Annotated in this window: 20 protein-coding genes; 10 read left to right on the forward strand and 10 right to left on the reverse strand. The window is 71.0% G+C overall.

All coding sequences use genetic code 11. The features are described 5' to 3' along the window. Positions 1–8: 8 nt before the first annotated feature. Together J4573_RS51680 and J4573_RS51685 are read right to left on the reverse strand one after the other, a co-directional pair. The gene (locus tag J4573_RS51680) at positions 9–2,600 is read right to left on the reverse strand and encodes a glycoside hydrolase family 2 protein (protein WP_208263843.1); all 2,592 of its coding nucleotides are present in this window, start codon (positions 2,598–2,600) and stop codon (positions 9–11) included. 18 nt (positions 2,601–2,618) lie between these two features. Continuing rightward, the gene (locus J4573_RS51685) at positions 2,619–4,238 is read right to left on the reverse strand and encodes a beta-N-acetylhexosaminidase (RefSeq protein WP_208263844.1); all 1,620 of its coding nucleotides are present in this window, start codon (positions 4,236–4,238) and stop codon (positions 2,619–2,621) included. A 176-nt stretch (positions 4,239–4,414) separates the two neighbouring features. Here J4573_RS51685 and trxA point away from each other — a divergent pair, with 176 nt between their 5' ends. The 3 genes from trxA to J4573_RS51700 are packed head-to-tail and all read left to right on the forward strand — an operon-like array spanning position 4,415 to position 5,511. Then, positions 4,415–4,849, forward strand: coding sequence for a thioredoxin (trxA, locus tag J4573_RS51690; protein ID WP_208263845.1), 435 nt, complete (start codon positions 4,415–4,417; stop codon positions 4,847–4,849). A gap of 12 nt (positions 4,850–4,861) precedes the next feature. Beyond that, positions 4,862–5,245, forward strand: coding sequence for a DUF302 domain-containing protein (locus J4573_RS51695; RefSeq protein WP_208263846.1), 384 nt, complete (start codon positions 4,862–4,864; stop codon positions 5,243–5,245). Next, positions 5,242–5,511, forward strand: a complete 270-nt coding sequence (locus J4573_RS51700; RefSeq protein ID WP_208263847.1) for a metal-sensitive transcriptional regulator — start codon at positions 5,242–5,244, stop codon at positions 5,509–5,511. The genes J4573_RS51695 and J4573_RS51700 overlap by 4 nt, the downstream gene beginning before the upstream one ends. Here J4573_RS51700 and J4573_RS51705 read toward each other — a convergent pair. Together J4573_RS51705 and J4573_RS51710 are read right to left on the reverse strand one after the other, a co-directional pair. Continuing rightward, positions 5,465–6,238, reverse strand: a complete 774-nt coding sequence (locus J4573_RS51705) for a rhomboid-like protein (RefSeq protein WP_208263848.1) — start codon at positions 6,236–6,238, stop codon at positions 5,465–5,467. The genes J4573_RS51700 and J4573_RS51705 overlap by 47 nt on opposite strands. Before the next feature lie 78 nt (positions 6,239–6,316). Then, positions 6,317–7,210, reverse strand: a complete 894-nt coding sequence (locus J4573_RS51710) for a hypothetical protein (RefSeq protein WP_307797549.1) — start codon at positions 7,208–7,210, stop codon at positions 6,317–6,319. A 44-nt stretch (positions 7,211–7,254) separates the two neighbouring features. Between J4573_RS51710 and J4573_RS51715 the strand changes: the two genes are divergently transcribed. Both J4573_RS51715 and dapE read left to right on the forward strand, forming a co-directional pair. After that, a complete protein-coding gene (locus J4573_RS51715; RefSeq protein ID WP_208263849.1) occupies positions 7,255–8,091 on the forward strand; it encodes a 2,3,4,5-tetrahydropyridine-2,6-dicarboxylate N-succinyltransferase in 837 nt (278 codons plus the stop codon). 17 nt (positions 8,092–8,108) lie between these two features. Next, positions 8,109–9,170: a succinyl-diaminopimelate desuccinylase gene (gene dapE, locus J4573_RS51720; RefSeq protein ID WP_208263850.1), complete on the forward strand. Its 1,062-nt coding sequence runs from the start codon at positions 8,109–8,111 to the stop codon at positions 9,168–9,170. A gap of 21 nt (positions 9,171–9,191) precedes the next feature. Here the strand turns inward: dapE and J4573_RS51725 are convergent, their stop codons facing one another. From J4573_RS51725 to J4573_RS51740, 4 genes are read right to left on the reverse strand one after another with little or no spacing between them, the layout of a single operon-like run. Continuing rightward, positions 9,192–11,318, reverse strand: coding sequence for a bifunctional polysaccharide deacetylase/glycosyltransferase family 2 protein (locus tag J4573_RS51725; RefSeq protein ID WP_307797550.1), 2,127 nt, complete (start codon positions 11,316–11,318; stop codon positions 9,192–9,194). Positions 11,319–11,321: 3 nt separating this feature from the next. Further along, positions 11,322–11,891, reverse strand: a complete 570-nt coding sequence (locus J4573_RS51730; protein WP_208263851.1) for a hypothetical protein — start codon at positions 11,889–11,891, stop codon at positions 11,322–11,324. A gap of 51 nt (positions 11,892–11,942) precedes the next feature. Further along, the gene (locus J4573_RS51735) at positions 11,943–12,635 is read right to left on the reverse strand and encodes a TetR/AcrR family transcriptional regulator (protein ID WP_208263852.1); all 693 of its coding nucleotides are present in this window, start codon (positions 12,633–12,635) and stop codon (positions 11,943–11,945) included. Positions 12,636–12,673: 38 nt separating this feature from the next. Then, positions 12,674–14,623, reverse strand: a complete 1,950-nt coding sequence (locus tag J4573_RS51740; protein ID WP_243774969.1) for a CocE/NonD family hydrolase — start codon at positions 14,621–14,623, stop codon at positions 12,674–12,676. An 87-nt stretch (positions 14,624–14,710) separates the two neighbouring features. On the opposite strand from J4573_RS51740, the gene J4573_RS51745 reads away from it, so the two are divergent. The 5 genes from J4573_RS51745 (at position 14,711) to J4573_RS51765 (ending at position 22,207) form a co-directional block, all read left to right on the forward strand. Continuing rightward, complete coding sequence (locus tag J4573_RS51745; protein ID WP_208263853.1) at positions 14,711–16,891, forward strand: serine/threonine-protein kinase; 2,181 nt, start codon at positions 14,711–14,713, stop codon at positions 16,889–16,891. A 2-nt stretch (positions 16,892–16,893) separates the two neighbouring features. Continuing rightward, complete coding sequence (locus J4573_RS51750) at positions 16,894–19,191, forward strand: serine/threonine-protein kinase (RefSeq protein ID WP_208263854.1); 2,298 nt, start codon at positions 16,894–16,896, stop codon at positions 19,189–19,191. A 121-nt stretch (positions 19,192–19,312) separates the two neighbouring features. Next, positions 19,313–19,981 (forward strand): hypothetical protein, encoded by a 669-nt coding sequence (locus J4573_RS51755; RefSeq protein WP_208263855.1) that lies wholly within the window; start codon positions 19,313–19,315, stop codon positions 19,979–19,981. A gap of 3 nt (positions 19,982–19,984) precedes the next feature. After that, positions 19,985–21,316, forward strand: coding sequence for a metallophosphoesterase family protein (locus tag J4573_RS51760; RefSeq protein WP_208263856.1), 1,332 nt, complete (start codon positions 19,985–19,987; stop codon positions 21,314–21,316). Positions 21,317–21,397: 81 nt separating this feature from the next. After that, the gene (locus tag J4573_RS51765) at positions 21,398–22,207 is read left to right on the forward strand and encodes an LOG family protein (protein WP_208263857.1); all 810 of its coding nucleotides are present in this window, start codon (positions 21,398–21,400) and stop codon (positions 22,205–22,207) included. A 152-nt stretch (positions 22,208–22,359) separates the two neighbouring features. Here the strand turns inward: J4573_RS51765 and J4573_RS51770 are convergent, their stop codons facing one another. Continuing rightward, positions 22,360–23,403 (reverse strand): cobalamin B12-binding domain-containing protein, encoded by a 1,044-nt coding sequence (locus J4573_RS51770; RefSeq protein WP_208263858.1) that lies wholly within the window; start codon positions 23,401–23,403, stop codon positions 22,360–22,362. Beyond that, complete coding sequence (locus J4573_RS56530) at positions 23,400–24,797, reverse strand: PP2C family protein-serine/threonine phosphatase (protein ID WP_307797551.1); 1,398 nt, start codon at positions 24,795–24,797, stop codon at positions 23,400–23,402. The genes J4573_RS51770 and J4573_RS56530 overlap by 4 nt, the downstream gene beginning before the upstream one ends. Positions 24,798–24,877: the final 80 nt, after the last annotated feature.

The raw sequence follows: 24,877 nt of genomic DNA on the forward strand, positions 1-24,877 counted from the left end.
GGACCCGGCTAGCGGACCCGGACCGTTGTGGTCGGGATGTTGTAGCCGCGCAGCAGCAGGGTCGGGGTGCCCTGGAATTCCGCGTCGGCCTTGATGGTGGTCGACTCGCCCGGCCAGAGCGAGACGTAGTTGTCGGAGTAGGTGATCGGCAGGACCTCGCCGCCGTTGACGGTGACCTCGGGCCGGACGAAGAAGGCGACGTTGGTCTTGCTGGTGTTGGTGAGGTCGATCGTCACGCCGGAACGGGTTCGCGTGGCGGTCGCCTTGACGTCGGGATTCTGCGCCAGCCTGCTCAGGCCGGACATGTCTCCGTACGTCGTGACCTCGGTGTAGTACCAGTCCGACTTGCTGCCCAGCTCATCCGGCTTGGTGGAGTTCCAGTAGAGGTTGTTGCTGACGACCTTGCCGGAGGAGTCCTTCAGCTGGAGCCGTACGAAATAGGTCGACGACAGGCCGCTGACCGCAGGCAGCGTCATGACCGCCGCCGAGCTGTTGGCCTCTGACGTCACCGCCGCCGTGGCCGTGTGCTTCTTGGCCAGGTCGGGGATGTTGTAGAACGTCGCCGTCGCGGTCAGCCCGCCTTGCTTGGCGAGCGTGGAATTGACGACGTAGACCTTCCTCGACGAATAGTCATAGGCGATGTGCACCGGCTCGGTCGCCTTCTTCGTGCCGAAGTAACCGCCGCCCGGCTTGAAGAAGTAGTCGTACAGATTCCAGTGCACGGCGGGCCAGGCGTTGTTGAGCATCCAGAAGATGGTCCCGAACGACTCGCTGTACTTGTGCGCGCTCCACGCCTCGAAGAAAGCACGCGTGTTCTCGTAGTTCTGGACCTCGGCCTTCTTGGCGTAGTCGGCCGCGCTCGTCGCCTTTCCATAACGGTCGTCGATGGCCTTGTCGTACGGCCCTGTATCGGCGAAGACGGTGCCCGGACGGCCCGCGTGGTAATTCCAGGCCGTACTGAGCGGCCATTGGTCGGACGGCGAGAGGAACTTGCGGACGCTGTCGTAGGGCGGCGGCGCCTGCGTGCCCTCCTCGGCCGTCGTGCCGAACGCGCTGCCCGCCTGCTTGGTGTCCCACCACAGCACCGGCGGCTCCCAGACGTACGGGCCGTCCATCTTCATGCCCGCGTCGTCGTTGGACCAGGTGGCGACGTTGTCGACGGTCGGGTTCTGCCAGTGCAGGTCCGCGCCGATCTTCTTGTACGCGGCCAGGTGCTCCGCGCTCGGCGGCTCGTCGCTGCCGTAGGTCCACACGAAGCCGCTCGCGTGGTGGCGCAGCGCGCGCATCTGGCTGTCGAGCGAGGCCTTGGCGACGTCGTACTGCTCGGCGGTCCACGTGGAGTCGTCCTGCCAGGCGCTGCAGCACACGAACCCGGCCATCACCATGATGCCGTTCTCGTCGGCGAGGTCGTAGAGCTCCTCGTTGCCGATCGTGCCTTCCATCCGGATCGTGTTGAGCCCCATGTCCTTGAGGTACTTGATGTGGGTCGCGTTGGTCCTGGTGTCCCAGCGCTGCATCAGGTCCCACACGTAGCCGCCGCCCCGGAACAGGACGTTCTTGCCGTTCACCTTGTAGCCCGCCCAGGACGTGCCGTTCACCGTCTTGCGGTAGTCGGTGAACTGCCTGATCCCGAAGCGGATCGCCTTGGTGTCGGAGGCCGCGCCGCCGACGCCGGCCTTGAGACTGAGGTTGTAGAGCTCGGGCTTGCCGTACTGCAGCGGCCACCACAGCGCCGGATCGGTCACGTGGATCGGCTTGAACGCGACCTCGCGCCGTTCGCCCGCCTTCAGCGAGAAGTTCTGGGAGAACGTGAGGGTCGGCTTGCCCGTCTTGGTGATGGTCCCGCCGACCTTCGCGGTGACCGGAGCGTCCGTGGCGTTCACCGCGTCGGCGTAGACGGTGAGGTCGGCCGAGTCGGTCTTGGGCAGCGGCAGCACGGTCTTGACGTACGGGTCGCGCAGCGCGACGGGCCCGGTCGTGTCCAGGCTCGTGTCGCCCCACAGGCCCGCGTTCATGTCGGGTGCCTCGGGGTTCCAGTCGACCGTGCAGATGGACAGGTCCTTGCAGCCGTGCTGAGGGGGAGTGACCAGGATCGCCAGGGCGTTGGACTGCCCGGGCTTGATGAGCTTGGAGACGTTGTACTCGTGCCGGACGAGCGTGCCGACCGCGTTGCCGTCAAGCTTGGTGCCGTTCAGCCAGATCTGCGCGCGGTAGCTGATGCCCTTGAAGCGCAGCCAGTACGCCTGGCCGGGCGCCTTCCGCGCGGCATCGAACTCCCCGCGGAACCACCAGTTCTGCTTGGTGAGGTCGGGGACGTTCTTCAGGTTCTGGCCGAAGTAGACGTCCTGGTAGACGTTGTTCTTCACCAGGCCGGCCAGCACGGTCGAGGGGAGTGAGACCGGGCTCCAGCCGCCGGTGTCGTAGCCGGGCTTGGAGATGACCTCACCGGTGTCGGTGACACCGTTCGCCGAGTGGAGCGCCCACCCCGACCGCAGGTTGTGCGAGCGGACCGAGGCCGCCGACGCGGTGCCGGTCTCGGCGGTCCCGACGGTCAGGAGCAGGAGCAGGGCAGTGAGCAGGGCTGAGACATACCTCTTCACGAGGGACTCCTCAGAATCCTAGGAACCGGCGGGCCAGTCGATCTGGGTGGAGCGGTAGTAGTTGACGCCCTGGACCTTCCAGCGCGGTCCCTGGGCGCCGAGGCGCTGCCTGAACGCCGACCAGTCGTGCGTGGCCTGCGGCGACCAGCCGAGCTCGGCGAGGGCGGGCAGGCGCGGGAACGCCATGTACTCGATGTCGGCGCTGGTGCGGATGGTCTCGGTCCACAGCGGCGCCTCGATGCCGCGCACGCGGTCGGCCGGGACGCCCTGGAGGTAGTTGCCCGGGTCCCAGCCGTAGGCGGTGTCGACCTCGATGAGGCCCGCCCAGTCCTGGCCGAGCGGCGTCTGCGGGTTGTACTTCATGTCGATGTAGGCCTTGTTGGCCGGCGACATGATGATCGTGGTGCCCTTCTTGGCCGCCGCCGCGACGTCCTCGTCGGTGTTCTCGGTGCCCCAGAACTGCGCGACGGTCGAGGGCAGCGGGGTGGCGCGCACGACGTCGTGCCAGCCGACGACCGTCTTGCCGTGCCTGGCGACGATCGGCTGCACGCGGTTGATGAACGCGGCGTAGTCCGCGGGCTTGGTCGACTGCGCCTCGTCCCCGCCGATGTGGATGTACGGGCCGGGCGTCATCGCGGCCAGCTCGCCGATCACCTGGTCGAGGAAGGTGTAGGTGATCTCCTTGCTCGTGCACAGCGAGCTGAAGCCGACGTCGGTGCCGGTGTAGAGCGGCGGCGCGACGCCGTCGCAGTTCAGCTGCGCGTACGAGGCGAGCGCGGCGTTGGTGTGGCCGGGCATGTCGATCTCGGGCACGATCGTGATGTTGCGCTCGGCGGCGTAGGCGATGATCCGCTTGTAGTCGGCCTTGGTGAAGTAGCCGCCCGGGTCGCCGTCCACCGCCGTGCTGCCGCCATAGGTCGCCAGGCGCGGCCAGGAGTCGATCGCGATCCGCCAGCCCTGGTCGTCGGACAGGTGCAGGTGCAGGTGGTTGATCTTGTAGAGGGCGATCTGGTCGATGTAGCGCTGGACGGCCTGGACGCCGAAGAAGTGCCGCGAGACGTCGAGCATCGCGCTGCGGTAGGCGTAGCGCGGCCGGTCGACGACCTGCCCGCCCGCGACCGGCCACGGGCCCGGCTGGGGCCTGGCGGCGTCGGCGGCGTACGGCAGCAGCTGGTGGAGCGTCGCCAGGCCGTTCACCAGCCCGCCGACCTTCCCGGCCCGCACGGTGATCGACGACCTGGCCACCTCCAGGCGGTAGCCCTCGTCGCCCAGGCCCCGGGCATCGCCGGAGCCGCCGGCGTGGCCAGAGCCGCCGGAGCGGCCGGTGCCGAGGACGAACGAGATGCCGTCGCCGGTGCGGCCGTCCACCCGTACGGGCAGCTTGTAGCCGGTCGAACGGCGCAGCAGCCGGGCCAGCGACTCGCCCACGCGGGCGCCCGCCTGGTCGGTGTGCACGACGGTCTTCGCGGTGATCCGGTAGTCGGCCCCGGCCTTCGGGGCCACGCTCACCGGCGCCGGAACCACGGAGTTGAGCGGGCGAGGAGCCACCGGTTTCGCTTCGGCCACCGGTGCGGCTCCCAGGGACGTGAGGGTGACTGCGAGGGCGACGGATGTCAGGCGCACGCTTGTGAGCAGCATGAATACCTCCGGGCGCAGCGGCGGGCGGCCGCCCCCGGAAGGCCGCGCGGTCTGATCGATGACGATAGACGGCACCGGGGCAATCGTAAAGAAGCCTCCCTAACAAATGCTGAGGAATTTCCGGCCACGACCGGCCGTTAGATATACCCGTAGGGGTATCCGACGAGGAGGAATTCATGGCAACGGTCGCTCTGACCAAGGAGACGTTCGACGAGACCCTCGGGCAGAACGGATTCGTACTGATCGACTTCTGGGCGTCCTGGTGCGGTCCCTGCCGCTCCTTCGCGCCCGTGTACGAGCGGGTCTCCGAGGCCCACGACGACATCGTGTTCACCAAGGTGGACACCGAGGCCGAGCCCGAGCTCGCCGCCGCGTTCGAGATCACCTCGATCCCGACGCTGATGGTGGTGCGCGACAAGGTGGTGCTCTACTCCCAGCCCGGCGCGCTGCCCGAGGCCGCGCTGCAGGACCTCATCGAGCAGGCCCGCAAGGTCGACATGGACGAGGTCCGGCGCGACGTCGCCAACCACGCCGACCACGCCGCCGACCACGCCGCCGACCACGCCGCCGACCAGGCCACCGGCGACTCCGCCGACCACTCCGCGGCCTGACGGGCGAACCCGATGGACTACGGAATCACGACCCGGCTGGACGCTCCGTTCGCGGAGGCGGCCGGCCGGGTCCGCGACGCGCTCAAGGACCAGGGCTTCGGCGTGCTGACCGAGATCGACGTTCAGGCGACGCTGAAGGAGAAGCTGGGCGAGGACGTCGAGGACTACCTGATCCTCGGCGCCTGCAACCCGCCGCTCGCGCATCGCGCCCTGGAGGCCGACCGGCAGATCGGGCTGCTCCTGCCGTGCAACGTCGTCGTCCGCGCGGACGGCGACGGGACGATCGTGGAGGCCCTCAACCCCCAGCTGATGGCCGAGGTGACGGGCGTTCCCGCCCTCCAGCCGGTCGCCGACGAGGCGGGCCGCCGTCTCCGGAACGCGCTGGAGTCGCTGTGACCGTCGACGAGGAGGCGTCCGCCGCGGTCCTGAACCGGCTGCGCCGGGCGCAGGGCCAGCTGGCGGGCGTGATCGCGATGATCGAGGCGGGCCGCGACTGCACGGACGTCGTCACCCAGCTCGCCGCCGTGTCCCGCGCCCTCGACCGCGCCGGATTCAAGATCGTCGCGAGCGGGATGCGGCAGTGCATGACCGCCGAGGACGGCGCCGGCCAGGAGCCTATGACCGTGGAGGAGCTGGAACGACTGTTTCTGGCGCTGGCCTGACCGGCTCGATCCACGGCGTTCCGGCGCGGGCGCGGACGGACGCGGCACGGGTGAGCGGCCACAGCAGGAGCCCGATGAGCAGGGCGATCGTGTGGCCCGCCGTGCTGTAGCGGCCGTACAGGAAGAACGAGGACCTGATGACCAGCAGCAGCGCTCCGATGACCGGGAGCCGCCAGGCGAACGGAAGCCGGTAGACCAGTAGCCCGGCCAGGCACAGGCTGCCCAGGCTGACCCCGACGTCCACGATCGTGGTGAACTCCGAGCCGAGCACGCCGCTGCCGACCAGGTGCGCGGCGCGGCCCGCGAGCAGCAGCGACGCCCCGACGTGGCCGATGAAGAACGCGGCCACTGCGCGCGGCGTGCCCAGCCAGCGTTCGGCGGGTCCCCAGACGAAGAAGGCCATCGCGGTGGCGAACGGGAGGTCGCTCAGCTCCGTCCACAGCGCCGAGCCGACCAGCACCGCGACCGGGTCGTCGCGCATCTGGTCCAGGTTGGTGCTGCGGGTCCTGAGCACCTGGTCCTGAACGTCGTGCGGCAGGCCCGCCAGCATCAGGCCGTGCATGAGGACCAGAATCCACAGGATCGCCGCCGCCGGGTTGGCCCGCGCCCACTCCCACAGCCAGGACCCGGCCCGGCGCACCGCGGCGCCGCCAGGCCAGTCCCAGTAGGCCGCGCACGCCCCGAGGATCAGCATCAGGAGCGCGAGCGCCTCCGCGTACGCGAACACTCTCCTGCTATGCCCGATAGCGCCCGTCAGGGCTCGCTCTTGGCGTTCTCCATGCCAAAACTGGAGACGAAGCAGGGGCTACTTGATGACGACCTTGTCGGCGGCGGCGCCTGAGTCCTTGGTCCAGCCGTCGTGGCCGTTGTCTGAGGTCCAGTGCTTGCCGCCGAAACGGACCTCGGACAGCCCGTACGACTGGGCGTGCGCCACGGCCCAGGAGGCCACCGACCAGCCGGTGCGCGAGCTGCTGACGGCGACCGTGTCGGGCTGGCCGGTCGCGCGGCTGGCCTTCATGTCCACCGCGCCCGCGTCGCTGGCCACCGTCTCCGGCCCGGCCACCTGGAGGCGGCTGCCGAACGAGCGGCGCAGCTCCCGGATCGCCTCGGCGCGCCGTACGGCGGTCTTCTTGTCCGGCGAGAACCAGCAGCGCGCCGTGCCCGGCTCGCGGCCGGTGAACGCCTGGGCCAGCAGCTTGGCCTCGGGCTCGTGCTGGGCGTAGGCGCTGCCGTCGGCGCTGCGCTGGACCTTCTGGGCCGCGTCGTGCAGATCCCGGTCCAGGTAGTCCTTGACCTTGACCAGGGCGTCGAAGAACTTGCTCGTGGCCTGGACGGGGTCCTTCAGCTTCTCCGGGCTGCCCCAGCCCTGCGAGGGCCGCTGCTGGAACATGCCCACCGAGTCACGGTCGCCGCCCTCGAGGTTATGCAGGTGTGACTCCTGGATGGCGGTCGCGTACGCGATCACCGCGGCCCGCTCGGGCAGCTTCTTGCGGTACGCGACGGCCGCGATCGTGGCGGCGTTGGCGCCCTGCTCCAGGTCGAGCGGCATCTTGCCCGCCGCCGTGCGCACCTCACAGCCGGATCCGTGGAGGTAGGGCCGGGCGCGCGCGAACAGCACGTACCCCCCGACGCCGAGCACGAGAAGGACGGCGAGCGCGATCCCGGTCACCCGCCAGCGTCGTCGGTTCGAAGCGGCCACGCGAAGACGGTACCGGCAGTTGGCCACCAGTAAGCTCAGGGGCCATGACCGAATCGTTCACCAGCCCGATCTCCAGCGCCATCGACGAGCTGTGGGACCGGCGCGCCGAGCTCACCCCCGACGACACCGAGGCCCGCGCGGCCATCGTCGCCGCCGTGGACCAGATCGACGCCGGCGAGGCCCGCGTCGCCATCGTCGACCCCGCGACCGACGACGTCGTCGTGGACGAGCGCGCCAAGCGCGCGATCCTGATGAGCTTCAAGGTGCTCGGCATGGTGCGGTCTCAGGTCGGTGACTTCGCCTACCACGACCGGATCCCGCTGAAGAGCCGGCTGGACGGCGTCCGCGTGGTCCCGGGCGCGATCGCCCGCTGGGGCTCCTACCTGGCGCCCGGCGTGGTCCTCATGCCCTCGTTCACCAACATCGGCGCCTACGTCGACTCGGGCACCATGGTCGACACCTGGGCGACCGTCGGCTCGTGCGCCCAGGTCGGCAAGAACGTCCACCTGTCCGGCGGCGTCGGCATCGGCGGCGTGCTGGAACCCCCGAACGCCGTCCCGGTGATCATCGGGGACGAGGCCATGATCGGCAGCCGTTCGATGATCGTCGAGGGCGCCCGGGTCGGCACCGGCGCGGTGGTCGGCTCCGGCACCAACCTGTCCAAGTCGATGCCGGTCATCGACGTGGAGACGGGCGAGGAGATCAGCCGCGGCCGCATCCCCGACTGGTGCGTGGCCGTCGGCGGCACCCGCACCAAGGAGTTCAAGGGCGGCACGTTCGGTCTCCCGGCCGTGCTGATCCTGAAGCGCCTCGAAGAGGGCCAGCGGCACGACAAGGCGGAGCTGAACGACATCCTCCGCGACCACGGCATCAACACCTGATTGGGACAACACCGGAAATGAAGCTCGATCTGCTCTCGGATGTGGCCGACCTCACGGCGGCGATCGTCGACATCGAGTCGGTGAGCGGCGACGAGGAGGCGCTCGCGGACGCGGTGGAGGAGGCGCTGCGCGCGCTGCCGCATCTGCGGGTGGAACGGATCGGGCAGAACGTCGTCGCCCGCACCGAGCTCGGGCGGGACGAGCGGGTCGTGCTGGCGGGCCACCTGGACACGGTGCCGCTGAACGGCAATCTCCCGTCGCGGGTCGAGGGCGACCGGCTCTACGGCTGCGGCACGACCGACATGAAGAGCGGGGTGGCGGTGCAGCTCCGGCTCGCCGCCACCGTGCCGGAGCCGAACCGCGACGTCACCTTCGTCTTCTACGAGTGCGAGGAGATCGAGGCGGGCCGGAACGGGCTGAAGAAGCTCGCCGACACCCGCCCCGAGCTGCTGGCGGGCGACTTCGCGGTGCTGCTGGAGCCCACCACGGCGCTGATCGAGGGCGGCTGCCAGGGCACCCTCCGCGTCGAGGTCACCGCGCGCGGCGAACGGGCCCACAGCGCGCGGGCCTGGATGGGCTCCAACGCCATCCACACGGCGGGCGAGATCCTGGACGTGCTGCGGGCCTACGAGCCCGCGCTGCCGGTCGTGGACGGCCTGGAATACCACGAGGGCCTGAACGCGGTCTTCGTGCGCGGCGGCGTGGCCGGGAACGTGATCCCCGACGAGTGCGTGGTCACGGTGAACTACCGCTACGCGCCCGACAAGTCCCTGGAGCAGGCCGAGGCGTACGTGCGGGAGGTCTTCAAGGGGTTCGAGGTCCGTGTGACCGACGGCGCCCCTGGGGCCCGGCCCGGGCTCACGCACCCGGCGGCGTCCTCGTTCGTGTCGGCGACGGGCGCCGAGGTGCGGGCCAAGCTGGGCTGGACGGACGTGGCGCGCTTCTCGGCCCTGGGCGTCCCGGCGGTCAACTACGGGCCGGGCGAGCCCACACTCGCCCACACCAGGGACGAGTACGTCGAGATCCCGCTGATCTCCGACTGCGAGCGGCGGATGCGCGGCTGGCTCACAGGGTGGTGACGGGCGCGGCCGGGGGCTGGCTCACGGGGTGGTGACGGGCGTGTCGGGGGTGGCGAACGTGCCGGTGCGGCGGATCGTGTGCCAGCGCAGCCGTGCCCCCAGAACGGCCGTGACCATCGACTGGATGACCACCAGGTACATCAGCTGCCGGTAGACCACCTGCTGGAGCGGCAGCACCCAGAGCGTTCTCACGGGCTCGCCGTCCAGGCGCAGCGCGTACGCCCCGGCCAGGGCCTGCAGCAGGGTGAAGAACAGCCAGGACACCAGGAGCTTGCCCGGGTCCAGGAAGAACAGGCCGTACAGCGTGAAGACGTCCACGGCCGGGGCGAAGAGCGGCAGCGCCACCTGGAAGACCGTCAGATAGGGCAGGCAGCGGCGGCCGAAGCGGCCCGACCGGCCGCCCTGGACCAGCGAACGCCGGTGCTTCCACATCGCCTGGAGCGTCCCGTAGCACCAGCGGTAGCGCTGCTTCCACAGCTGCCTGATCGAGGCGGGCGCCTCGGTCCAGGCCAGCGCGGTCTCCTCGTACACCACCCGCCAGCCCGCCCGGCAGATCGCCATCGTGAGGTCGGTGTCCTCGGCCAGCGTCTCGTCCGACACCCCGCCGACCGAGGCGAGGGCGTTGCGCCGGAACGCGCCGATGGCGCCCGGGATGGTCGGCATGCACTGCAGCACGTCGAACATGCGCCGGTCCAGGTTGAACCCGATCACGTACTCGATGTGCTGCCAGCGGCCGATGATGCCGCCCCGGTTGGCGACCTTGGTGTTGCCGCTGACGGCGCCGATCGCCGGGTCGATCAGCGGCGCGACGAGGTTGCCGATGGTGTCGCGCTGGAACACGGTGTCGCCGTCGACCAGCACGACGATGTCGGAGTGCGCGTGCGCGACGCCCAGGTTGAGCGCGCTCGGCTTGCCGCCGTTCGGCTTGCGGATCAGCCGCACGGCGGAGGCGGCGAAGGACGCGGCGATCTCCGGCGTCCGGTCGCTGGAGCCGTCGTCCACCACGATCACCTCGACGGGGGCCGGGTAGTCGGTGCCGAGGAGCGAGCGGATCGTGGCGGCGATCCCGGCCTCCTCGTTGTACGCCGGAACGATCACCGAGACGGGCGGGTGGTAGGGCGGCCTGGGGCGCCGGTCGCGGCGTACGCGGGCCCGGCGGACACGCCCCACGTGCACCCGGGCGAAGATCAGCAGGGTCGCGAGCCTGATCGCCGTCAGGACGGCCGCGATGCCGAACAGCAGGGTCAGCCCGTCGACGAGCCACGAGGAGCCGCGCTGGCCCCAGATGAGCGCCTTCCCGATCGTCTTCTGGCCGGTGGAGGCGGGCGCGTCACCCGGCGGGAGGCCGACCGCCTCGGACACCGTGGTGAACCGGTAGCCGCGGGCGGAGAGCCGGGTGAGGATCGCCTCGACGCCCCGGACCGTCTCGGTGCGGTCGCCGCCCGCGTCGTGCAGCATCACGATCGCGCCGGCGCCGTTCGCCCCGGCCGCCCGCTGAACGATCTTGTCGATGCCCGGCCGGGACCAGTCCTCGGTGTCGCGGTCGGTGAGCACGGTCAGGTACCCGCGCTTGGCCGCCGCCTGGGCGGCCTTCCACTGCGGCCCGGTGAGCCCGGACGGGGTCGCCGAGTAGGGCTGCCGCAGGAGACCGGTCGAACGCCCCGTCGCCCCGGCCAGCGCCCGCTGCGTCAGGTCCAGTTCGAGGCGGGTCCGCCAGGCGGGCGCCGAGCCCATGTCGATGTGGGTGTAGGTGTGCGAACCGATCTCATCGCCCTCGCGGATCATCCGGCGCGCGATCTCCGGATGCCGGGCGATGTTCGCGCCGATGGCGAAGAACGTGGCGTGCGCGCCGTGGCGGCGCAGGACGTCCAGGATCTGCGGCGTCCAGCGGGGATCGGGGCCGTCGTCGAAGGTGAGCGCGATCGTCTTCGGCCGGGGGCGGGCGCTGCGGAGCGTTCCGCCGGTGAGGTTCAGCACGGGGCCCGCCCGGGTCGCCTCGGGCGGTGGCTCGCCCGTGGTGGCGCCGGGGCCGCCGGTGCCCTCGCCCATCTGGCCGCCCGCGAAGCCGTTCACCAGCAGTGCGACGGCCAGCGTCAGACCGCCCAGCAGGAGCAGGATCCAATGCCCCTTAGGCTCGCGGTTCTTCACCGATCAGGCCTTGGGCTTCTTCTTGGACCAGCCGGGCGGGGTCTTGGTCGCGTTGCCGTTGCCCGGGTGCGTGGGCGTGACCGTGGGAGTCGGGGCCGCGGTCGTCGGCGCCGCGCTGGTGGGCGCGGCGCTCGGCTGCGGCGTGGGCCCCGCGCCCGGCACCCGGCTCGGAGCGGACGTCGGGCCGGGCTGTGAGGCGTCACCCCCAGGGGTGGCGGTCGTGCCGGGGCGGGCGCCGCGAGGACCGCCGGTCGCCGACCCCGCCCGCGCGGGGGAGCCGGAGTCCGGCTTCGTGCTCCCGTGGCCGCCGTGCTTGCCGGTCGGCCACGGAGTGAAGGGAACGTCCGCTCCGGCGACGAGGTTCACCCCGACGACCGACAGGTAGGCGGCGAGGGAGAGGCCGGCGATGATCCCGAGCACGCGGACGCGCCGGGCGCGGCGGCCGGTCCCGTCCACGAACACGGGCGCCGTGTGCCGCCCGTGGGCGGGCTGGGCGTGCCGTGGCAAGGCGACGGTGGGGCCGTCGCCGGGTGCGGTCGTGTCGTGGCCCTCGGTAGGGGTGTCGATGGTCACGCACTGTCCAGCGTCCGTCGGGCCGCACGCGTCACACCCGGACCGCGGGCCTCAGCTCTTGGGGCCCGCGCCCTTCTTGGGGCCCGAGCCCTCGCCGAAGGCGCCGCACTCCCAGAGCCGCCGCACGTGCTCGATCAGCGGCGGGCCGATCGCGCGCAGGCCGTCCGGGTCGTTCTCGGCGACCGGCCTGGTGACCATCGTGCTGGTCGCGGCGATGATGATCTGGCAGGTGTAGCGGCCGGCCTCGTCGGTCACGCCGATCAGGGACGCGAGCGTGTCGCTCATGCCGCTCTGCAGCTCGATGCGCCGCTGCACGGCCTTCGGGCCCGCCGCGTACACCTCGACCAGGAACAGCCGCGCGTACGGCCACTCGGCCGCGAGCGCGTCCAGGTAGGCGGTGAGGGCCTGCTCGAACCGGGCCATCGGGGCGTCGGGCGATTCGGGACCCGGCATCCCGTCCGCACCGGCCCCGACCGTCTCCAGCAGCCGCGCGAGCAGGATCTCGACGGCGCCGTCGAAGGCGGCCATGAAGCAGTCGAGCTTGGAGTCGAACAGCTGGTAGAAGCTCTGGCGCGAGATGACGGCGCGTTTCAGCACGTCCTCGACGGAGGTGGCCACATAGCCCTTCTCCGTCATCACCTCGGCCATCGCGACGCACAGCCGCGACCGCTGGATTCGCTCGACCTCATCCCGGGACAGCGCGTACCTGCCGCGGGGCAACCGGCGTGGCGGTGACTCCGACATCGGTTCACCATAGAACAGCCTTCGACCTCGTTCGGCGGTCACGGGGCCCCGATGACCGAAAGATCGATGCCGGACGGCCGCTGCGGGTCGTGCTGGACGGTGTACTGGCCGCCGAGGAGTTGCGGCAGGTCAGCGAGCGGGATCAGGTGCGGGAAGTCGGCCGTGCCGACCCGCAGCCGGAGCCGGTGACCTGCCGCGAGAGTGGTGAAAGCTGGCCGGATCTGGATGTCGTAGCGGACCGGCGTGCCGACCGGCACCTTCTGGCCGGAGGCCTTGGTGAGCGGGTGGTACGGCATGATCCAGTTGCCCGGGGTGCCCTTCCAGCTCCGCTTGGCGTCCACGGCGCGGAGCGAGCCGAGCTGCGCGCCGCCCGAGATGTCGGTGGACGTGCCGTCGGGCGCGACGTCCTCCAGCGTGAGGCTCCACTGGGACTCGGGGCGGTTGGAGGTGGCGTTCAGGGTCACGCCGATCGGACCCGAGAGGCGCATCGGCCGGGTGAGCGGCGCGGTCGCGTAGGTGAGCGTGTCCTTGTCGTTCTTGTGCTGGGCGTCGGTGCACGCCGACACGAACTGGGAGAGCAGCCCCGCGGCGAACTGGTCGGTGGAGCGCGTGCAGGGGTTCGACAGCAGGTTGTAGGAGATCTTGTCCGCGGGCTCGGCGGCGCCCGGGCCCTCGTTGGTCAGGCGGCCTCCGGAACGCAGCGACAGATGCACGGGCTTGGCGTTGGCCGGGGGATAGGCCGCGCTGTCGTAGGACCCTCCGCCGGGCTCCTTCACGTGCAGCGGTGTGGCGGTCTTGGTGATGCCGGTGTCGCGGCCCTTCAGCCAGTGGTCGAACCACTGGAGCTGAAGCTTGGTCATGTCGACGTCCTTGCCCATGGAGGTGTGCGTCCACGGGCCGTACAGCAGCTGGTACTTGGCGGAGGCCTTCGCGTTCTTCGGCATCGGCGCGCCGACCGGGCGCCCGGCCGCCGCGTTCTGCAGGCCGCTGTACAGGAGCGGCTCGCCGCTCTGGAAGACGTCGTAGAGGCCGCCGACCAGATAGACCGCCACCCCGTTCTTCACGATCTTGGGCAGGATCCGCTCGGGCGCGCGGCGCTTCCAGTAGTCGTTGTCGTAGCGGCGCGCGCCGTTGGTCAGCATGTCGCGGGCGAAGGTCAGCTCGAACGGCCCGGCCTGGAGGAGGTTCTGGTACGCGAGCCGGAGCGCGGCCGCCGGGTCGTGCGCCATCTCGATGAACGGCGTGAACACGCGCGTCACGCCGTAGCCGAAGACCAGCCCGAGCGGCGACTCCACGTTCAGCGCGCCGCCGCTGGTGAACAGGTCGCGGTACGGGTCGATCGTCGCGGCCATCGGGAAGATCGCCTTCAGTGGCGAGTGCGGGCCGACCTCGGCGGCGGCGAACAGCTGGTCGATCGCGACGTAGGACAGGCCCAGCATCCCGACCTTGCCGCTGCTGTGCGGCAGCCTCGCGGCCCAGCGGACCACCTCGGCCCCGGCCTTGGCCTCGGCGGGGCTGAACAGGTCGAACTTCCCGGTCGACCCACCCGTGCCCGGAACGTCCACCATGAGCCCGATATAACCGTGCTTGACGAGATCGGGGTTGAAGCCGCCGAAGCCGCTGAGGCCCACGGCCGCCGACGGCGTCTTGCCGTACGGGGTGAAGCCGACGATCACCGGGAACCGGCCGGAGGCCGGGCGTCCGGTCGCGGGGTCGGTGGGCATGTGCACGTCGGCGCGCAGCACCCGGCCGTCACGGAGCTTCAGTTCGAGATTGCGCTGCACCGTGATGCCGTAGCCGCTGCTCGTGCTCTGGGCGCGGGTGCTCGGGGCCTTGTCGGGGGCCTTCGTGCTGGCGGTCGTGCGGGCGGCGGTGCTGGCGGTGGCGGCGTTGGTGGTGGCGTTGGCGGCGGGGGCCTGGACGGCGGCCGCGAGGGCTGCGACGAGCGCCGCGGGCATCCACGCGGCGATGAGTGACCGATTTCGCATGGCTGCTCTCCTCACGGGGGCGTTCAAGCATCCAAAGAGACAGTAATGTCTACTTGAGGTGCAGAGTGGGGTTTTCGAGGGGGAACTTTGGGACCGGATCCGGTCGCGATCGGGCCGTACGCGCCCCTTCGGCTGCTCGGCGAGGGCGGTATGGGCAAGGTCTTCCTCGCCAGGTCACCAGGCTCACGGCTGGTCGCGCTCAAGGTCATCCGGCCCGAGTACGCCGATGATCCCGGGTTCCGCGAGCGTTTCCGGCGCGAGGCGGACGCGGCCAGGAAGGTCAGCGGGTTCTTCACCACGCCGGTGATCGACGCAGACGCGGAGGGGACGCAGCCGTGGCTCGCGACCTCGTACGTGCCCGCGCCCTCGCTGAGCGAGATCGTGCGGCGGTACGGGCGGATGCCCGAGCCCGCGCTCCGGGCGCTCGGCGCCGGGCTCGCCGAGGCGCTCATCGCGATCCACGCAGCCGGGCTGATCCACCGCGACCTGAAGCCCGGCAACGTGCTGGTCGCCGAGGACGGCCCGCGCGTCATCGACTTCGGCATCAGCCGCGCCCTCGACGGCACGCAGGTGACCCGTACGGGCGGGATGGTCGGCACGCCCGGCTACATGTCGCCGGAGCAGGTCGCGTCCGGGCGGGAGATCGGGGCGGCCAGCGATGTCTTCTCGCTCGGGTGCGTGCTGGTCTTCGCGGCGACGGGGGTGCATCCGTTCGGGGACGGCGACGCCGCCACGCTGCTCTACCGGGTGGTCTACGAGGAGCCCAAGCTGGACGGGGTGCCTGGTGGCTTGCGCGGGGTCGTTGAGGACTGCCTGGCCAAGGACCCGGCGGCGCGGCCGCCGCTGACCGCGTTGCTGGAACGGTTCGCGCCCGCGCATCCGGGCGCGCTGCTGACCGTTCAGCTGCGGCAGGAGCTCGCGGCGCGCGGGCAGGAGGCGGCCTCGATCATCAGTGGCCCGGCGATGACGCCCGCGGAGCTCACGGGGCCGCTGCCTTCGACTGTGCCGCCCGTGCCACCCGCTGCCGTGTCGACCGATCGGCGGCGGTTTCTGGGGCTGGCGGCCGGTGGTGCCGTGGCGGTCGCCGCCGCCACGACCGCCGCGATCCTGCTGGCGGACGACGACTCCGGCAAGGCCGGTGGGTCGGGTGGGGCGCGTTCGGGCAGCAAGGGCGACCTCGTGGTCGCCAACGTCGGCGGGAACGTGCCGGAAGGACCGGCGATCTCCTGGACCGGCACCAGCCCGTCGCACTCGTTCAAGTACTCGGGGCTCGCGCGGGTCGGTACCGGCGTCGCGTGGTGGGACGAGGAATGGGCGAACATCTTCGACGCGGTGAGCGGCGCCAAGCGGTGGGAGGGCGAGCCGAAGGGCTCAGGGAGATCCGCGGGGAACTGGCTGGGCGTGTTCGGCGGCACCCTGTACGGGACGAGCAGCGACGATGACCTCCGGGCCGTCCTGTTCGGCGTGGACGGAAACGGACGGCAGCTCTTCAGCCACACGTGCGGTCCCGATGCCAAGGACGCCCCGAGCTCGTTCATGAGGCTGTTCGACGTGGGCGGCGGCGTCGCGCTGATCGAGGTGTCCGGCACCAGGCAGTCGTTCCTGGCCGTGGACGTCGCCACCGGGCGGCCGCTCTGGACGCGCCCGATGACCAAGTCGTGGGGGGCCGCCGTCACCGATGGGCGCCGGGCCTATCTGCAGGACTACCGCACCACCCGCGCCCTGAACCTGCGGAGCGGCGCCGAGATCTGGGCCACGCCGAACACCAACGCCGGCGGCGAGAGCCCGCACATGGCCGTCTGCCCCTCGGCGGGCGTCGTCACGGTCACCTCGCTGCGCGTCGAGGCGCTGGACCTGGCGACCGGCCGCCGGCGATGGAACGCGGTCACCCAGTCGACCATGCTCGACAAGCCGGTGATCCAGGGCGAGCGGGCCTACCTCGCGGACTCGCAGAACCGCGTCCGGGCCCTCGACCTGCGTTCCGGCCGCGAGGTGTGGAACACCGAGCCGCCGGTCCGGGTGGACGGCGGATCGGTCGGCTCGGGCATGGTCCGGGCGATCACGTCGGTCTCGGGGGCCGTACTGGCGCTGCCTCTCGGCAGCGACCGGCCGGGCGTGCTCGCCATGGACCCGGCCTCGGGAAAGACCCTGTGGGCGCACGGGGAGGCACCCGCCGGTGACGACAAGAGCTACCAGTCCGCGCTCGTCATCGGGAAGTCCGTCTACGCCGCGTCCGGCACATCCCTCTACGCGTTCAAGGAAAAGTGACGATGACCGATGTCGATGCCCGGGAGCTCACGCAGGTCGGGCCGTACCGGGTGATCCGGTTGCTCGGTGCGGGCGGGATGGGCCGGGTCTACCTGGCCGCCTCGGCCAGCGGCCGCGCGGTCGCGGTCAAGGTCGTACGGCCTGAGCTGGCCGGGAACGCCGACTTCCGGCAGCGCTTCCGAGCCGAGGTGAACGCGGCCAAAGCGGTGAGCGGGGCGTTCACCACACCTGTCGTCGACGCCGACCCGGACGGGCCGCTGCCATGGCTGGCCACCGCCTACGTTGCCGGACCTTCGCTGCAGACGGCGATCCAGGACTACGGGCCGATGCCCGAGCCGACGCTGCGCGTGCTGGGCGCCGGGCTGGCCGAGGCGCTGGTCGCGATCCATCGCTCCGGGATCGTTCACCGCGACCTCAAGCCGTCCAACATCCTGCTCGCGGCCGACGGGCCGCGGGTCATCGACTTCGGCATCAGCAAGGCGGTCGACGGGACCGCGCTCACCGCCGAGGGGCAGGTGGTGGGGTCAGCGGGGTACATGTCGCCTGAGCATGTCGCGGGTGGTGGGGCGCTGGGGCCTGCGAGTGATGTGTTCTCGCTGGGGGCGGTGCTGGCGTTCGCGGCGACTGGTCGGCCGCCGTTCGGGACGGGGCCGTTCCATGTGCTGATGTTCCGCGCGAGACACGAGGCGCCTCAGCTGGACGGGGTGCCTCCGGCGCTGGTCTCGCTCATCGCTGCGTGCATGCACAAGGACCCGGCCCAGCGGCCTGCAGCGGAGCAACTGCCTGGGCTGTTGGGCGGGGTCGCCGGGGCTGCGGCTGGGGGTGTGGCGGGGGGCGCGGCTGGGGGAGTGGCCGGGGGCGCGGCGCCGGGATGGCTGCCGCGTCCGCTGGAGAACGAGCTGCTCACGATGCAGGAGCATCTGCGGACGCTCGTACTGACGCAGGCCGAGGCGCCACCGTCGCCGCTGCTCAAGCGGCGCAGCGTGCTGCTCGGGGGCGGCGCCGTCGTCGCGGCGGCGGCCGTGGCCGGGGGTACGACGGTCCTGCTGCGATCGGTCGGCGGCGGATCGGGGTCCGGGTCCGGAGGGAAGGCGGCGGTGACCCCGGCGGCGGGCTGGACCGCCGATCTTCCCGGCGCGAGCATGGCCCCGGCCGGGATGGCCGGCAACGTTCTGGTGTGCGCGGGCCGGAGCGGCGCGGCCGGTTTCGACATCGCGACGGGCAAGCAGGTGTGGTCGATCGACGGCGGCCAGAACTCCGTGATCCGTCCCTACCAGCAGCGCGTCTTCGCCGTACGGAACGACGGCAAGTTGCACGCGCTGGACGCCCGTACCGGCAAGGAGCTGTGGGCGACCGAGGTGGAGGGCGAGCGGGCCCCGCAGATCGAGCAGCTGAGCCCGGCGGTGCTGGTGGCGACGGTCGGCGACACCCGGCTGTTCGGGATCGACGCCGCGACCGGGCAGCGGCGCTGGGTCCACGCCCCGCCGTCCGACCGCTTCCTGAGCGAGACCGTCACGCAGGGCGGGCTGCTGCTGAGGGTAGACAGCGGTGGTGGAGTCGCCAGTTTCGAACAGTTCCAGAAGACCGGCGACATCAACAGCCACCGGAGCGGTTCGTTCTATGCGCTCGACCTGAACAAGGGCACGGTGTCGTGGTCGCAGCAGGGCGGCGACGCGGCGCTCTACGCGCCCCCGAATGGCAACGCGCTCTACGCCTTCGACGCCCAGATGAATCTGCAGAGCCTGAATCCGTCCACCGGGACGCCGGTCTGGAGCAAACCGAGCGGCCTGGCAGTCAGCACTTTGCCGATGTACTCCGACTCGCTCAGCCTCGTCGAGGGGACGCTCTACTGCTATCCCCTCACGATCATGCAGGGCGTGAAGACGGGCCTGGTCGCGGCGTTCGACCCCGCGAACGGCAGGCCGCTGTGGAAGGTGACGGCGGCGGGCCGGACCGGCTATTCGTTCGCGGTGTCCGGCCGGACTCTCGCCTTCGCCGACACCGCGCTTCATGGTCTCGACAACCGGACCGGAAAGGTGATGTGGACCGCGGACCCCAAGCTGGGCAAGCTCGACCTGGCCGGTCCGGCGGGCGACCTGATCATGGCCGGTTCGGCGAACGCGCTGTACGGGCTCGACACCAGAACCGGCCGCCAGGTCTGGCAGCAGGCCGTGACCGGGGGAGCGGCTCAGGCGGGTCAGGCCTCCTGGGGCGTGATGCGGGTGCCAGGACAGCTTTTCGCGACCTTTGGAAGCAAACTCTTTGCTTATCGGCTGCCGGGCGTTCCGCCGCCCGCCTAGCTTTTCTTACTGTTGCTCTGACTTCGCAGCAAAGATGTAGCCAGGCGGTGATGCCTTTGATTATTGCCGCCCGCCGAACCGGTGCTTACGTTCGCGGAAAGAACGTAATCCGGAGGTTCGTGTGAAGATCGAGATCGCCGCAGCCGACACCGTTCTCTGGCACGCAGAGGAGGCGGGTCTGATCAGTACGGTCGAGCATGCGGAGGTGCTGACCCTGCTCATGCCGGACTTCGCGTTCGCGGAGGCGCTGCGGCTGACCGATTCCGTCCACTGCCACATCAAGGTCGACGACGTCGACGAACTCCCGCACGACGAACTGAAGGGCCTCGGCTACACCTCGGAGAACGCCGCTCCCGGCTACATCAAGTACGCCACCGACTCCGGCATCAACCTCATCTTCTCCTCCATCCCGATCGCCGAGGACGACAACATCCCCGGTGCGGTCACGCAGGCCAAGCCGTTCCTCGACCACTGCGGCGCCGACCTGCGCGACGAGTCCGAGCCGACGCGCGCCGCGTTCGAGGCCCTCCCCGCCCGGGCCGCCGAACTCGGCTGGGGCGAGGTGCCGCAGGGCGGCGACTCGCCGGTGCACTGCTGCCACACGCAGGTGAAGGCCAAGCACTGGGTCTACCCGCCGTCCTGCTGGACGGGCTGGCGCAGGCCGATCGAGTTCGCGTTCGGCGAGCTGGTCGTCTTCGACCAGGCGATGGGATGCGCGCTGCGCCCGATCGACCCGGCCCATCCGATGGCCGGCGGGGCCGGTTGCTGCGGAGTACCGGCCGCCGGCTGAACGATGCGACTCGCACTGTGCGGCGGGGTCTACTCCAACCCGTGGGCCCTGCGCGCGTTCATCCACGATGCCCGCCGCCGCGGCGCCGACCGGCTCTACTGCCTCGGCGACCTGGGCGGATACGGGGCCGAGCCCGACGCCGTCCGCCCGCTGCTGAACGGCGTGACGTGCGTCGCCGGCAACTACGACGTCGCGATCGCGGCGGGCGGCACCGACTGCGGCTGCGGCTACCGGGACCCGCGCGACAACCACTACGCCCAGATCATGTACGCCTACACGCTCGCCCGGACCGGACGGGACTTCGCCCGCTGGATGGGCACCCTCCCGACCGAGCGCCGCGAGGAGCACGGCGGCTGCACCCTGCACCTCGTGCACGGTTCAACGGTCGGCCTGAACGACTTCTGGTGGGAGTCGCTCCCGGAGGCCGAGCACCGGCGCCGCCTGGACGCCAGCGACGCGGACGTCATCGCGTGCACCCACTCCGGGCTGCCCTGGATCAGGCGCAGCGGCGGACGGCTCGTCGTCAACGTCGGCGTCATCGGCCGTCCGGCCAACAACGGCGACACCCGCGTCTGGTACGCGCTCGTCGACCTGGCGGACGGCATCGCGACCGCCCAGCTCGTTCCGCTGGCCTACGACTGGCGGGCGCACGCGGACGCGGTGAGCCGCGCCGGGCTGCCGGAGGCGTTCGCCGTCACCAGCAGAACCGGCTGGTGGACGACCTGCCTGGAGATCCTTCCCGCCGCCGAACGGGCCCGCGGCCGCTTCCACATCTACGACACCAGCGTTCCGGCCGTCCTGGAGGCCGCCGGGCTGACGGTCGAGGACTGGCCGTACTGCGAAGGCGACCACGGCGTCCCGGTCCGGTCGCTGTGGGGCTCGCCGCTCATGCCGGACCGGATCTGGCACGCCTGCTCGGAGACCCTTCCCCAACTGGAGGCCGCCGCCCAGCAGCAAGGCCTCAAGATAGGCGACCTCCGCGACGCTCCCACGGCTGGCACCGGCGGCGGAGGCGGCGGAGGCGGAGGCGGAGGCGCTGGCACTGCCGCTGGGGCTCGGGCTGGGGTCGCCGGCGCTGGTGGCGGCCGCGCTGGCGGCTCGGTTGAGCCGGTTGAGCCGGTTGAGCCGGTTGAGCCGGTGGAACTGACTTTGACCGCCGAAGGTTGGTTCTACAGCCCTCGTTCCCTCGCCGCCGAGCCGCTTCTCCCACCCGTTCGCCATCCGGAGGACGCCGCCGCCCAACTGCCCGCCGCCCGCGCGGTGGCGACGCGGCGCCTCCTCGAATCCCTCCAGCGGGCCGGGGCGCTCCCGGCGCCCGTCCACTGCGCCACCTGACCTCTGCCTGACCTCGATCAAAGAACGGGCTGAACTGGTTATTCGTCGGAGATCACTTGGTCCCTTGGCTACGGTGATGTCATGACATCGGATGTGAACCGCCGTACGACGCGGCGACAGGGGCCGGCGACGCTGCGCGGCCGTGCCGTTCCGCAGACCACGACCGACCAGCGGCTCCTGGACAGCCGCGGCCCGGCCGACTGGGTGCACGCCGACCCGTGGCGGGTCCTGCGCATCCAGGCCGAGTTCGTGGAGGGCTTCGGCCTGCTCGCCGAGCTGCCGAAGGCGGTCAGCGTCTTCGGGTCCGCGCGCACCAAGCCCGACTCGCCGGAGTACAAGCTCGCCGAGGACATCGGCGCCCGGCTGCACGAGGCGGGCTACGCGGTCATCACCGGCGGCGGTCCGGGGATCATGGAGGCGGCCAACAAGGGCTGCGACGAGGCCGGCGGCCTCTCGGTCGGCCTCGGCATCGAGCTCCCCTTCGAGCAGAAGCTGAACGACCACATCGACATCGGCCTGGAGTTCCGTTACTTCTTCGTCCGCAAGACGATGTTCGTGAAGTACTCGCAGGCCTTCGTCGTGCTCCCCGGCGGCTTCGGCACCCTCGACGAGCTCTTCGAGGCCATCACGCTCGTCCAGACCAAGAAGATCACCCGCTTCCCGATCGTGCTGGTCGGCACCGAGTTCTGGGGTGGCCTCTTCGACTGGATCAAGGCCCAGATGCTCACGTCCGGCAAGATCTCCCCGCAGGACATCGACCTGTTCCACCTGACCGACGACCCCGACGAGGTCATCCGGATCGTCTCCGACGCCCACGAGCAGCAGGCACGCAAGGCCGCCGAAGAGGCCGCCGTCCGGGCCGCCGCAACCGAAGGCGGCAACGGCTTCTAAGTCGTTCCTGAGCAGCTCTCCCGGCTCGCCCCTGCTTCACGCCTTGTCCCGCGCCCGGCCTGGCCGGGCGCGGGACTTTTGGTGTGCGGTGTGCGGTGTGCGGTGTGCGGTTTGCGAGGTGCGGTGTGCGAGGTGCGGTGAGCGGTCGAGGGTCAGCTGGGGTCGTCCATGGCCTTGCGGGCCTGGTCGAGCATGCCCTGGGTGCGGGGGAGGTCGACGAGGCGGTCGCCCAGGACGTCGAGGGTGTAGCGGAGGCCGCGGGCGTGCACGGGTATCTGGCGGCTGCCGAGGACGTCGGTCGCCCAGGTCATGTAGTCGACGAGGACCTCGGGTTCGTCGAGGTAGAGGGCCGTCGCGAGGACCTCGACGAGGCGGGTGACGCACTCGCTGGCGTCCAGGAACTGCTGCGCGGTGATCGCGGTCGTTCCGTCCAGGCGGGTGAGCGCCTGCCGGACCAGGTCGTGCGCCGAACGGCTGACCAGCGTGTACTCCTGGTCGGCCAGGTGCGGCAGGTCGTCGAGGGGCTGGTGGTCGGGCGCCGGGCGGGGGAACGGCCCGGCGGCCAGGACGTCGGCGACGCCGCGGGCGTCGGGTGCCCAGCCCTCGGCGCCGACCAGCTGCGCGTACCGGCCGTCCGGACCGTACGCCGCGCCGCCCACCAGGACCGGGATGCCGATCGCGTGGCAGGCGACCACGGCGGAATGCGCGGTCGGCAGCTGGGTGATCATCGTGCTGGACAGTGCCGCGACCGCGGGCCGGGTGCGGTGCAGGTGGGCGATGAGGTAGGGGATCGGCAGCTGCGTTCCGACGTGGTCGACCTGCCAGCCGCGCAGGCCGAGCACGGTGGACAGCAGCCGCGCGGGCATCGCGTGCCACTCGCCGTCCGTGCACGCCACCGCGATCCGCGCCGGCGGCTCGGGCGGCCGGGCCACCGGGGACCGGGCGAGGAGCGAGACCGCCCGCTCGCACACGGCGGTCGCGATGTGCTCCTGCGCGACCGTCATCCGGTCGGCCGCCCACTCGCGGCCGACCCGGTCCTGGATCGGTGCTATCACCTCCAGCAGCACGGTCTCCGCGGCGAGGCCGTCGCGGAGAGCGTCGGCGGCGGCGTCCACCGCCTCGTACTCGTCGCCCGCCACCACCGCCTTCCACAGGCGCTTGGAGTGCGCCTCCAGGTCGGCGGGTGTCGTGTTCATGGGTCGCGCTTCCCTTCGGTCGGAGTGCGTTCCCGGCGCGGTGTGATGGCGATGACCGCCATGTCGTCGTGATATCCGTCGCCGACCCAGTCACGGGCCAGCATCTGCACGCGTTCGACCAGCGCGTCGGGCGGCATCCCGGCGCAGCCGGCGAGCTCGGCGCGCAGCCGTTCGTCGCCGAACATCTCCTTTCCCAGCGGACCCCCGCGGGCCTCGGTCACGCCGTCGGTGTGCAGCAGGCACGTCTCGCCCGGCCCGAGCTCGATGCCGACCGTGTGCGTGGAGATCTTGTCGATGACGCCGATCAGCGTGCCGACCGTCGGCACCTCCTCGACCTCGCCGTTCGCGCGCAGCACCAGCGGCGGCGGATGGCCCGCGCTGGTCAGCCGCATCCAGACCCGGCCCTTGCGATGCCGAACGGAGGCCAGGACGAGCGTGACGAACTTGGTGGGATCGCCGTTCAGCAGGATGACCTCGTTCAACCGGTCCAGGACCTGCTGGTGGTCGCGTGCCAGCGGCAGCAGCACCTGCAGCGCGTTCCGGATCTTCCCGGTCAGCACGGCCGCCTCGAGCCCCTTGCCGCACACGTCGCCGAGCACGATCAGGGACTCGCCGTCGTCCACCGCCGGGAACAGGTCGTAGAAATCACCACCGACCTGCTCGCCGAGCCCGGACGGCCGATATCCCGTGGCCAATCGCACGCCGTCCATGTCCCGCGTCTGCGGCGGCAGCAGCTCCCGCATCAGGATCTCGGTGATCGAGGCCTGCTCGGCATACAGACGCGCCGCCGACATGGCCGTTCCAGCCCGAGCGGCGAACTGCCGGGTCAGGCTCTCCTCCCCATCCGAGAACGCGGCGTTCCCCGCCTTGCGCACCAGCACCAGCGCCCCGACCGGCGTCCCAGGCCCAGGCAGAGCCGTCACAACCATCGACCCCGGCTCATCAAAACCGTGCCTCAACAACGGATTGGGCACCAGCGCCGGATCGATCCACCTGGAGGGAACGGGCGGAAACCCCTGCAGCGCCTCGGCCACCCCAGGAATCTCAGTCGGGCTGGCCTTCATGTCCTCCCGCACGATCGCCCCGTCCGGCCCGCAGTAAACCGCCCGATGCCCCCGCCCCGCCTTAGGAACGATCACCAACGCAAGATCAGCCAGATGCCGCGCCGCCAGCCGCACCGTCGTATCCAGGCACCGTTCCGCGTCCAGCGAGGTCAGCTCGTTAGCCGCCGCCATCAGAAACGCCGCCCGCTCATGCTCCAGCCGCAGCGAGTCCGGCGTCATCTGCTTCTCGGCCGCCTCGACCAGCCACCACACCACGATCGTCTCGCCGTTCTCGACCCAGTGCGTAGGCCGAGCCTCAAAGGCCCGCCCATCAACCGTCCCCCGAGCCACAGGCAGCTCCCGCCCCACGCCCCACCGCCGCTCAGGCACAAACCGAGCCCGCCCGGGCCCGCCCAGGCCCATGCCGCTGC

This window comes from Actinomadura barringtoniae, from assembly GCF_017573505.1.
GTDB classification, from domain to species: Bacteria; Actinomycetota; Actinomycetes; order Streptosporangiales; family Streptosporangiaceae; genus Spirillospora; species Spirillospora barringtoniae.